This window comes from Neisseria sp. HMSC065D04 (assembly GCF_001815675.1).
Classification (GTDB): Bacteria; Pseudomonadota; Gammaproteobacteria; order Burkholderiales; family Neisseriaceae; genus Neisseria.
Window position 1 is genome coordinate 1 of sequence record NZ_KV821498.1, and the last position, 11165, is coordinate 11165.

Annotated in this window: 11 protein-coding genes; 7 read left to right on the plus strand and 4 right to left on the minus strand. The window is 47.5% G+C overall.

The window, feature by feature from the left end; genetic code table 11:
- The 4 genes from HMPREF3050_RS04495 to HMPREF3050_RS04510 all read left to right on the plus strand — a co-directional run.
- Window positions 1-428: DUF2345 domain-containing protein (locus tag HMPREF3050_RS04495; protein ID WP_141758404.1), on the plus strand; the 428-nt coding region annotated here is incomplete at its 5' end.
- Complete coding sequence (locus HMPREF3050_RS04500) at window positions 425-2689, plus strand: esterase/lipase family protein (RefSeq protein WP_070773700.1); 2265 nt, start codon at window positions 425-427, stop codon at window positions 2687-2689. The genes HMPREF3050_RS04495 and HMPREF3050_RS04500, both read left to right, overlap by 4 nt.
- A gap of 109 nt (window positions 2690-2798) precedes the next feature.
- On the plus strand, window positions 2799-3755 hold the full coding sequence (locus tag HMPREF3050_RS04505) for a T6SS immunity protein Tli4 family protein (RefSeq protein ID WP_246830219.1): 957 nt from the start codon (window positions 2799-2801) through the stop codon (window positions 3753-3755).
- Window positions 3756-3936: 181 nt separating this feature from the next.
- Complete coding sequence (locus HMPREF3050_RS04510; RefSeq protein WP_070773717.1) at window positions 3937-4539, plus strand: DUF4112 domain-containing protein; 603 nt, start codon at window positions 3937-3939, stop codon at window positions 4537-4539.
- A gap of 364 nt (window positions 4540-4903) precedes the next feature.
- Here HMPREF3050_RS04510 and HMPREF3050_RS14580 read toward each other — a convergent pair whose 3' ends face one another.
- The 4 genes from HMPREF3050_RS14580 to HMPREF3050_RS04525 all read right to left on the minus strand — a co-directional run bounded on the left by HMPREF3050_RS14580 (window position 4904) and on the right by HMPREF3050_RS04525 (window position 7485).
- The gene (locus HMPREF3050_RS14580; RefSeq protein ID WP_009311625.1) at window positions 4904-5065 is read right to left on the minus strand and encodes a hypothetical protein; all 162 of its coding nucleotides are present in this window, start codon (window positions 5063-5065) and stop codon (window positions 4904-4906) included.
- 74 nt (window positions 5066-5139) lie between these two features.
- Window positions 5140-5610, minus strand: coding sequence for a recombination regulator RecX (recX, locus tag HMPREF3050_RS04515; protein ID WP_070773702.1), 471 nt, complete (start codon window positions 5608-5610; stop codon window positions 5140-5142).
- 197 nt (window positions 5611-5807) lie between these two features.
- Window positions 5808-6518 carry a phosphoglycolate phosphatase gene (locus HMPREF3050_RS04520; RefSeq protein WP_060974877.1) on the minus strand — a complete coding sequence of 237 codons (711 nt, stop codon included), beginning with the start codon at window positions 6516-6518 and terminating at the stop codon, window positions 5808-5810.
- A 502-nt stretch (window positions 6519-7020) separates the two neighbouring features.
- Window positions 7021-7485 (minus strand): winged helix-turn-helix transcriptional regulator, encoded by a 465-nt coding sequence (locus HMPREF3050_RS04525; RefSeq protein WP_003764370.1) that lies wholly within the window; start codon window positions 7483-7485, stop codon window positions 7021-7023.
- Window positions 7486-7912: 427 nt separating this feature from the next.
- Between HMPREF3050_RS04525 and HMPREF3050_RS04530 the strand changes: the two genes are divergently transcribed.
- The 3 genes from HMPREF3050_RS04530 to HMPREF3050_RS04540 all read left to right on the plus strand — a co-directional run bounded on the left by HMPREF3050_RS04530 (window position 7913) and on the right by HMPREF3050_RS04540 (window position 10579).
- Complete coding sequence (locus HMPREF3050_RS04530; protein ID WP_070773703.1) at window positions 7913-8683, plus strand: sulfite exporter TauE/SafE family protein; 771 nt, start codon at window positions 7913-7915, stop codon at window positions 8681-8683.
- A 103-nt stretch (window positions 8684-8786) separates the two neighbouring features.
- Entirely contained in the window at window positions 8787-9878 is a 1092-nt protein-coding gene (gene aroC / locus HMPREF3050_RS04535; protein ID WP_070773704.1) for a chorismate synthase, read from the plus strand.
- A 236-nt stretch (window positions 9879-10114) separates the two neighbouring features.
- Window positions 10115-10579: a ProQ/FINO family protein gene (locus tag HMPREF3050_RS04540; protein ID WP_003777487.1), complete on the plus strand. Its 465-nt coding sequence runs from the start codon at window positions 10115-10117 to the stop codon at window positions 10577-10579.
- Window positions 10580-11165 lie beyond the last annotated feature (586 nt).

Here is an 11165-nt window from a genome sequence, read left to right on the forward strand (position 1 = left end):
AGAATGACGAGTTGCAGCTGAATGCGCTGAAGGACGCGGTGCTGACCAGTAGTTCAGGCAGAGTAAATATTGCAGCGCAAGAGGAAGTTTTAATTACCTGTAAAGGCGCATACATCAAATTCTCGAATGGAGAAATTGAGATTGGCAGTCCGAAGCTGGTTAGGGTGAAGGCGCCGTTGGAGGTGACGGGACCGCAGAGCTTGAGCCATATGTTTAATGATATGCCTAAATCAAAATTTGATCAGGAAGTAATCGTTACCACTTTAAATGGAAGCCCGATTGCAAACCGCCGATTTGTTCTAACACGTGCTGACGGTACCAAAATACGGGGGACTACGGATGCAAATGGTAGTACCGGCATTCAGCGCAATGATTCTACTATGGAAAAATTTACCTTGACTCTTTTGCCTAAGGACAAGAAGAAATGATTGACCCAAACATTAAATTAAATCCGACATTGGATAAAAACGGCAATCCGACCGCACAAGCGAGGATGACATCTACGGAAGATCAGCAAAAATGCCAGATGGAGATTGCACGCTATATGCCGATCATGCTTCTCCCCGGCATTATGGGATCCAATCTGCTATATCGAAACGGTTGGGTAAAGCCCAGTCAAAAATCTGAATCGGGAGAGCCGGCTAAAGATGTTGAAAACGGAGAGGAGAATCAGGAAAAGGACTGGGAGGTGCTCAAGAAGGAAAAAGTAGAAAAGTCATGGATGCCGCCAAACGGTCTATTAAAATCAATAGGTGCAGCGTTTAAAGATGGTCTATTTCGTAGGGTAAAAGCACGTCATCGGGAAATTCATCAAGAATTGACTGCTGTCGATTGGCGAGGGCCGATAATACATATTCCTAAAAATCCTATAAGAACTAATACTGAATGTTTGAAAAAAAAGATTTTAAAGGCCGGTGAGCATCGTCATAAACTTAAGATGGCGCAACTGCAAAAAAGCCCTTCTTCTGATTCTTCGGAAATTCGTGATGAGCAAAAGCAATATGAGGAATGGAAAGAGAGATGGGAAAATGGAAAACCCCGTCCTAAAGAGTTAATCAAAGAACAATTGCGTTTTCGAGGCTGGGGAACGGTTAATGCCGATGCTTATCAAGATTTTGCGGTTTTTTTAGAAAATAATCTGAATAATTTGGCTCAAGATATTCGAGATGCTGCTAAAACCAGCAATGGAAATCAAAATGGAACAAATGGCTTGAGTGATAGTGATTATGCGAATTTTGTTGCAAAGAAAAAAGATACGCAGCCTTGGAAAGCCGTATTGGCAAGGATAGATCGATATATCATCAATCGCGACAAAGAGCAGCCAAAGTTGGAAAAGCCTTTATCTAAACAGGAGTCCAGCGCTGAGGCGCAGAAAATGTTGGCGGAATGGCTGAAAAAAGCGGTGAATTATCAGTTTCCTGTCTATATATGCGGCTACAACTGGTTGCGTGATAATGCCGAATCGGGGACTGGTTACCATACGAAGTCTTTAGAGTATTTGGAATCAAGAAAAGAGGATGGTATCAATTTCCCCTTTGGTCCCAGTGACTTGAATAGCAGGATCCAGCGCGCATTGGAAGAATGCAATAGTGAGCAATTTTTGATTCTTACCCATTCTATGGGCGGTTTGGTAACGCGTGCATATGCAAAGCAGGCAACCAGTGATGAGCCAGCTGATACTAAAAACGCTGATAAAATTTGTGGTATTTTTCATAATGTTATGCCTGCTACGGGCTCACCTGCTTTTTATAAACGGTTAAGGGCGGGATTTAGTAAGGAGCCGCCACCGCGCCGTTTTTATGAATATTTCACACCGACTTTATGGTTAAGTGCATTGAAAGATTTTGGTTTTGCAGGGGTGCTGGGTTTTACCTCACGCGCAACTTCCCCCATTTTGCTCAATTCGCCTGGTGCCATGCAGCTGACCCCTTGGCCGAATTATACCCCCCGCCGCTTTAGTGGAGATAATGTAAGTGATCCCAATGCTTGGCTTCATGTGGCAGATGATGAGGGGAAAAATATACGCTTTAGTTTCAATACTGAAGAACTCTATCAAAATTATGATAAATGGTTTGGTTTATGGCCGACCAAGCCGAAAAATCTTAATGACGGGCAACAAGAAGAGCAAATAGACTACATTAATTTTAATCCGAATGGTGCAAAGACTGTTTTTCAAAAAGACAAAGCAGATGAGGATATTTTTGAAAAAAACTTAGAAAGAGTAGAAAAATTTCAAGAAAAGCATGCTACTTACTATTTGACTGATGATAATAAAACCCGAATCAGTTTTTGTGACAGTAAAGATCATCTCACCTGGGATACCATTAAATGGGTGAGTGATAGGAATTTCCCTGAAGACTTGACTAAGCAAGAGTTGATCGAGGCGGTATTGACTAAGCCTAAAGATTCCGGACCTAGAGGTAAGGTAAAAATGAAACTGAGGGGTGAAGATTACTTTCTTCAACTTACTGAAAAAAAGAGGACAGACAGAGGAGATGGTACCGTCCCTACAGCTTCGGGAGAAGCGCCGATTACCCAAGGCTTTTTTGCAAGAAAAGATGTATTGGTAACCGGAGATAAAAATGTGGGTGGTTACGAGCATGGTTCTTCATATAATTTTGATGAAACCCGTCATGACGCCTTGTTTGCTGTTTTAGAATCTGTCGCTTTACGCGGACAGGAAGATTAATCCCTTAAAGGAACTTATGATGAAACAGACCGCTACTGTATTGTTGGCAGCTTCCCTACTTGCTGCATGCGCCCCTGCCGTTTCACCACTTACAGAAAGGAATCCCTCCATGACTACTGCTTCTTCATCTATCGATACCGCCTACTGGACCGAACAACCCTATTGCAGCGGCCGCTATCAATTGCGCCTGCCATCCCAACGCCATCATGGTAGTACGCACATTGACTACAACGGCTGGAGCGTGATGGTTATGTTTAACGACTGGAAGAGAAATGTTAGCACTATCAATGAGACTAAGCAAAGTGGTAGAGATGGAACTGACCTTGTCGTTGATACCCGTGCTCTGATTCAGGGGCGGGCGATGATGCAGGTAACGCGTAGTGATTTTGATTGGGATGGTAGATATGTTAAGAAACATGGTATGCCCTACGAAGCCTATTTATATTTCAAACTAGATAATAATGACGCTTATATTGTACGTGGTTATTTCTATATTCCCGCCGAAAACGGCAAAGTCCCTGCCAACTGGAAAGCCAAAGAGAAAGAATTGATAAATGGCATGGAGAAAAAATTCCGCCAAGATTTCCTGAATAACCTGCGGGTACGGCAAGAGTTTGAAGTACCGAATCGGCATGGTATCTGCCTAATAGGCGGTTTTATTGAAGACGATGGCAAAAAACCGTTTACAGCGCATACAACTGTCGAATTTGCCAAGCAACACGATATGAGTCTGGAAATCATGCATGGCGACGAGCTTGAGAAAGGCGAACCGACGCTGCTGCAACGGGATATTGCTCCTGAAAAAAGCGCATTGGCAAAAATTTTTAAAATTACAGGCTACCGCACCATCCGCCAAGGCCCGCGTACGATTAACGGCATGTCAGGCACGGAAAAACTGATCAAGTGGGACGGCAACAAATATATGTTGATTTGGGAACGAGACGGCGGCAATCCGCGCATCATGATGCAGTTTGGTACCGAGAAGAAAGATGGAACGAAGCGTAGCGAAGCCGAAGTCCTCGCTATTTGGGATACCGTTCTGCCAACTTTAAAACCAATCAAATAATGTAAGCGACGAACCCAAGGTCGTCTGAAATATGGTTTTCAATATTTGGAACCGTATTTTCAGATGACCTTGCGTTACAAACAGCCATACTGCAATTGGTTTTTATGGAGAATGATCGTAAGTAAACAACCATGACGTTGTACCGCTCTGAATTTTATTCACCCACTACAATAAAAACATGATGAAGCACACACCTATACCTTATGAGCGTCAGGAAATCATCCGACGTGAGCGCGAGTTGGCTAAATATGCCAATACTATGGATAGTTTGTTTTGCATTCCTTTTACCAAACAAGGAATCGGCGTTGATGCCATATTGTCGCTGATACCTTTTGTCGGGGATATTGCCGGGCTTTTTTTGACGATGAAGGCTTTTCGTATGGGGCGGGAGTTGGGTGTGCCGGATCATAAAATGCGTCCTGCCGTATATCTTGCTTTTGCCGATATGGTGCTCGGCATGATTCCTGTCGTCGGTACGCTTATCGATATTTTCTTGCAGCCGAGCCGCCGTACTTTGAAAGTCATCAATGAGTATGTGCGCAGCGAGTATGGCGTGGATTGTGACCTGCATTTGGAGCGACCGTTTATGCACGCGGCTTTGGAGAAGAAACAGCAGCAATCAGATTTTTGGCGTAAACCTGTTGCGGCTTGGCTTTATCTGCATATACCTGATTTTTTCGGTTTGATTGCGTTGGTGTTGATGGGTTGGATAACGGTTGCAGTAAGTAAATGGGCGTGGAGCGGTATGACTTATCTGTTTCACGCTGTTGCCGGTTGGTTTTGAGCGGATAGATAATTTAATGTGAATGGCTTTAAGCCGGTATGGTGTTGCCTGATCTGAATTCAAATGTGTTTTGATAAATTGGAAAAGGTCGTCTGAAAAATCGATATGAGACCTTTGCAATAACATAGGTTACTAAAATTTTATGCTCAATCTCATTTTCAAAATGCAAAACCTTTCTGATTTTTCCTACTTTTTGCTCAATATTAGGAAGGTTTTAGTCAATTGAAATTTTTTGGCGCATTTTTATGCGTCAAATTTCGTTAACAGACTATTTTTGCAAAGGTCTCGATATTTGATTTTTCAGACGACCTTTTTGCAAAGTGCAAACGGTTGTAGAAAATGGGATGGAGGGCGTGCGAGAAATTTAGTTTAACCAAAAACGGAATACTAAATAAAACACCAAAATCAATACGCCCGCCCATACGATAACCATGAATCCGGCGACAGCCCGACCGAGTCGGTAAACGGGGTTTTTGCGTTCGTCTTCCAAAAGCGGATTAGGGGCGTTGCGTTGTTCTTCGGACATGGTCATCTCTGTTGTGAATGGGTGGCAAAAGCGTAAGGGTACGCCGATGGACAGGAAGATTCAAGCAGGGCGGTTTAATTTTCTCCGTATTCAAAAACATCGTCTCCGTCCCAACTGCTTTTGAGCGCGGCGTGGATGGTGTCCATATCGAAGCCGCGATAGGCGAGAAACCGCGCTTGTTTTTGTTTGTCTTTCAAATCGGTGGCGGGCTGTTTGAATTTTTTGCGCAACACGGCGACTGCGGTTTGCAGTTCGCTCGCTTTGTCGGGTATGAATTCGCGGCTGACGGTTTCGTCTATGCCTTGCTGCGCCAATGCCTGTTTCAGGCGCAGGGAACCGTGTTGGCGGCTTTTGTTGTGAATGTAGGCTTCGGCGTAGCGTTGGTCGGATTGCCAGTTGCGTTCGGCAAATTCATCCAACACGTTTTCCAATTCTTCTTCGCTTTCGGCATACGGGGCGAGCTTGCGCTTAAGCCCGACGCGGCTGATTTCCTGTCGGGAAAGGATGTCCATCGCGCGGGCGCGCAGGGATTTTGGGGGTTTCATGCAGAGGTCGTCTGAAAAGGTCGATTCGTAGGTCAGATTCTTGAATCTGACTTGTGGGTTCGGATAGAGGGGAAATAAGGAACTTTCATTCCGTCATTCTCTTTGTTCGAGAATGACGAATCTTTTTATTTCCACGGCTCTGTTTTCAGACGACCTTTGAAACAGAAATAAAGGTCGTCTGAAAACAAGGATACTGATTACTCGTCGTCTTCTGCTTTTTTCGGTCGCAGGTTTTCGTAGATTTCGGGCAGCGAGCCGATAATCCAGTCGGGTTGGGTCGCCTTGTCTTGCGACAATAAAGTCATGTCGCCGTAGCCAAAGGTGACGCCGACGCTGAGGCAGCCGGCGGCTTTGGCGGCGATGATGTCGTTGCGGGAGTCGCCGACCATGATCATATTGGCGGGGTCGATGCCCAAGACTTCGGCGGCGTGTTGCAGCGGCAGTGGGCTGGGTTTCTTTTCGGGCAGGCTGTCGCCGCCGAGAATCAGGCTGAAGTAGTCGGCGAGTCCGAGCTGTTTCAAGAGTTCGGCGGCGAGGATTTCGTTTTTATTGGTGATGACCACCAGCGGGATGCCCAGCGATTTGAGCAATGCCAGTCCGGCTTCGGTTTCGGGGTAGGGGCGGGTGAAGTCACTCAAGTGGTCGCGGTAGTATTTCATGTAGAACACGAAACCTTTTTCCCACAAATCGGGCGCGGCTTCTTGATCGCGGTCGTTGGTGATGACGCGGTGGACGAGTTTGCCGATGCCATCGCCGACGTAGCTTTCTACTGTTTTGGCGGGCAGCGGCTCCATGCCGAGATATTCACGCATGGCTTCGGCTGCGGCGGCAAGGTCGGGGACGGAATCGCATAGTGTGCCGTCCAAATCAAAGGCGGCGGCTTGGACGTGTTCGATGGCGGCGGTCATAATGTGTTTTGCTCGTGAATGAAAGAGGTGCGTATTTTAACATTGATTCGGCAGGCAGGCTTGGAAGCTGCTGATGCCGGTTTGGTATTCGGTTTGCAGCGGGTGGTTTTTATTTTATTGGGATACGGTAGGCTAAGAGTGATGAAATAGAGTTACAGCTTAAATATTACAATGAATTAATTTAGAAACTTTACAAGAAAAATACTTGCCTAAAATTTTATTTTCATGGATAATCCGATTCGTTAGCTGGTTCGAGTAGTCAGTTAATAGTTTCTCCTCTATTTCTCCTTTGTAGACTTGGCACACATTCAATTGAATGTGTGCATTTTTTTTGTTTGTGGGTTTGGTAGGGAAATGCTTGGGCTTGATGGGGAAGGGATGGGTTTGAAACTGTCAAAGCATCTTGGTTGATAGTGTTTCTATCGTGGGTATAAAAGGTATTTTGAAAAAAGGTCGTCTGAACGTTATAAACTTTCAGACGACCTTTTTTAATGTAGTTAAATCACTCTAAATCTAACACTGCCGTTTCTTTGACCTCTTCCATGACGACATAGCTGCGGCTTTCCGCTGCCGCAGGCAGGTGCAGCAGGATATTGCCCAACATGTCCCGATAAGCCGCCATATTGGGCAGGCGGACTTTGATCAGGTAATCGTATTCGCCGGATACGAGGTGGCATTCCAAAATTTGCGGAATCCGCATGATTTCACGACGGAAATCTTCAAAAATATTGCCCGATTTGGAACGCAGCTTCAGCTCGACAAAGACCAGCAGGCTTTGCCCGAGTTGGTGCGGGTTGAGGCGGGCATGATAGCCGGTAATGAAATTGTCGCGCTCAAGGCGGCGGACGCGTTCGGTAACCGGAGTGGTGGATAATCCGACTTTTTCTGCCAACTCCGTCATGGGTGTGCGGGCATTTTGCTGAAGGATTTTCAGGATTTTCAGGTCGGTTTTGTCTAATTCTTTCATCGCGGAGTTTCTTTCAACTGAGCTGAAACGCATCATTTTAGGCAGATGGATAAAACGCAGGGCAGGGCAACGCAAAGCCGCTCTTGTTTTAAGTTGACCCACTATATCTTTAAAGCGACCGAAAAGAAAGTCAGTCAGCGGGCAGTGGCATTGCGCTTTTGCGGTATCGGGTCAAACAGGTCGTCTGAAAACGGTTTTGTCCGTAGTTGTGCCTTATGGGCAGGGGAAAACAAGGAAGGGCGGATTCTAATGGAGGAACGCCTCTTCCGCAATGTGAGTCACTGAATCTAAAAGAAAAGGTCGTCTGAAACGGGATAGGCGGCAATACGGCGCAGGTTGGTTTTCAGTTAAAATACCGCCTGTTCCAGATAGCATTCCGCCACAATCGCGCGACACCGATAAGGCGGCTTTTTTCAAGGGAGGGACTATGCCCGTAGATTCCTTTTTCTACCTCTTACTGCTCACCGGATTTTGCGCCGGACTGATGGACGCGGCGGTCGGCGGCGGCGGGTTGTTGCAAATACCCGGGCTGTTTAACTTGCTGCCAACTTCCACGCCTGTTGCTTCGGTGATGGGCGTGAATAAGTTTGCCTCCTGCTGCGGGACGGTTACTGCCACGGGGCAATATCTGCGCAGAATCCTTGTGCCGTGGAAAATGCTGCTGCCCGCCGCCGTGCTGGCTTTTGCTGCTTCCTATCTGGGCGCGAAAGCCGTGGTTTTCTTCCCTGTGCAATACATGAAACCGGCGATGCTGGTCATTATGATTGCCATGTGTGTTTATACCTTTATCAAAAAAGATTTGGGACAAACGGTGCGCACTGAAAAGCTGACGCGCCGCGAAACCTTGTGGGGCTTGTTTTTCGGCGCATTAATCGGCTTTTACGACGGGATTTTCGGACCGGGGACGGGCAGCCTTTTGGCTTTCGTGTTCGTCCGCTTTTACGGCTACGATTTTTTGACAGCAAACGCATCGGGCAAAGTCATCAACTCGACCACCAATCTCGCCGCGCTGACATTTTTCATCCCGCAAGGACACGTCGTTTGGGCGTGGGCAATCCCGCTTGCGCTGGCGAATTTGTGCGGCGGCGTGGTCGGCGCGAAATTGGCGATACGCGGCGGCACCCAGTTTCTACGTTATGGATTTATGGTGTTGCTGTGTCTGACCATAGGCAAATTCGCTTGGGATTTGATTCGATAACAGAAGGCGTGTCAAAGGCAGGCTTCGCCCGCCGAAAGCGTTTCAGACGACCTTTGTATGCTAAAATCCGTCATCTTTCAGAAAATGACCGATAGAGGGAAACATGGCAGGCAACACTTTCGGACAACTCTTCACCGTTACCACCTTCGGCGAAAGCCACGGCGCAGGTTTGGGCTGCATCATCGACGGCTGCCCGCCCGGACTGGCATTGGCCGAATCAGACATCCAAGCCGACCTCGACCGGCGCAAACCCGGCACCAGCCGCCACGTTACCCAACGCCGCGAAGCCGACCAAGTCGAAATCCTCTCCGGCGTCTTCGAAGGCAAAACCACCGGCACCCCCATCGCCCTCTTAATCCGCAATACCGACCAACGCAGCAAAGACTACGGCAACATCGCCACCAGCTTCCGCCCCGGTCATGCCGACTATACCTACTGGCACAAATACGGCACGCGCGACTACCGCGGCGGCGGCAGAAGCTCCGCCCGCGAAACCGCCGCCCGCGTTGCCGCCGGAGCCGTCGCCAAAAAATGGCTGAAAGAAAAATTCGGCACAGAAATCACCGCCTACGTGACCCAAGTCGGCGAAAAAGAAATTCAGTTTGAAGGCTGCGAACACATCTCCCAAAATCCCTTCTTCGCTGCCAACCAAAGCCAAATCGCCGAGCTGGAAAACTATATGGACAGCGTGCGCAAATCGTTGGATTCCGTCGGCGCGAAACTGCATATCGAAGCGGCCAACGTCCCCGTCGGCTTGGGCGAACCCGTTTTCGACCGCCTCGATGCCGAAATCGCCTACGCCATGATGGGCATCAACGCTGTCAAAGGCGTGGAAATCGGCGCGGGCTTCGGCAGCGTCGTCCAACGCGGCAGCGAACACGGCGACGAACTTACCCCGCAAGGCTTCCTGTCCAACCACTCAGGCGGCATCCTCGGCGGCATCAGCACCGGACAAGATATCCACGTCAACATTGCCATCAAACCCACCAGCTCCATCGCCACACCGCGCCGCAGCATCGACATCAACGGCAATCCTGTCGAACTCGCCACCCACGGCAGACACGACCCCTGCGTCGGTCTGCGCGCCGCCCCCATCGCCGAAGCCATGCTCGCGCTCGTGCTTATCGACCACGCCCTGCGCCATCGCGCGCAAAATGCCGACGTAGCCGTCGATACGCCAGACATTACCAAGTAGTGCGGATAAAATCGAAAGAGGTCGTCTGAAAACAAACATGACGGATTGTGCCGAACATTTTCAGACGACCTTTCTCAACGCCTATTAAGATAAGTGTGCCGGCCCGTCCGCAAATAAACATTTACAATCGAACATTCGCAAAAAAACTTAGCCAAAACACAGGCTTTATACTAAAATACCGCCATTACCGTGCCATAGCGAAACGCACGGCTTTATTTTAGAGGAATACAAACGACATGACACAAGAAACCGCTTTGGGCGCAGCTTTGAAATCCGCCGTCCAAACCATGAGCAAGAAAAAACAGACCGACATGATTGCCGACCACATCTACGGCAAATACGACGTCTTCAAACGATTCAAACCGCTGGCCGTCGGCATCGACCAAGACCTTGTTGCCGCACTGCCCCAATACGATCCTGCACTGATCGCCCGCGTTCTCGCCAACCATTGCCGCCGCCCCCGCTACCTCAAAGCCTTGGCGCGCGGTGGAAAACGTTTTGATTTGAACAACCGCTTCAAAGGCGAAGTCAGCGCGGAAGAACAAGCCATCGCCCAACAGCATCCGTTTGTCCAGCAGGCTTTGGCAGAACAAGCCGAGCGCCAAGCGGCCAAACAGGCAGCGAAAACTGAGGCAGTAGAAGCCGAGCAAGTCGGCGCAGCCGCCGAAACTGAAGAAGTGGCACAAAATAACGCCGAATAATACCGAATGATTTTAAAAGGTCGTCTGAAAACGGATTTTTTGTTTTCAGACGACCTTTTTTATCGGTATTTCAAATCAACGGAGGAGGGGAAAGAGGAAACACGCTTTGCAACCATTATTTTTGCTTTGACAGGGGAGGGTAAACGGTGGGTGTTTGTTGATTTTTTATTGGGGATGATACGTTTTCTAAAGATGGATTTTTGTATGCGTGAGAATTGAAGTAGATGGGAATATCTTGTTTTATTTGATTTTATTTTAAACTTGGAATATTAAGATAAAAAAATGCGCATATCGTTTGGGATATGCGCCAAGTCTACAAAGGAGAAATAGAGGAGAAAAATCAAGCTGCATCAAGCAACTCAACGGGCGTTATTATCTACGAAAGGCATCGTTTTGTCAAATTTTTATATGCAAAAATTTTCTATTTTTTGAGAAAATGGCAGATTGTCTGCTTACCAAATGTCAGGTAATCGCCTTATTTTTTCTTAAAATCTATATAAATCAATGGGTAAATTGTGTGTTGTATAAGATACAGGATACCTGTTTCCCATATTATAGTGGATTAACTTTAAACCAGGACGGCGTT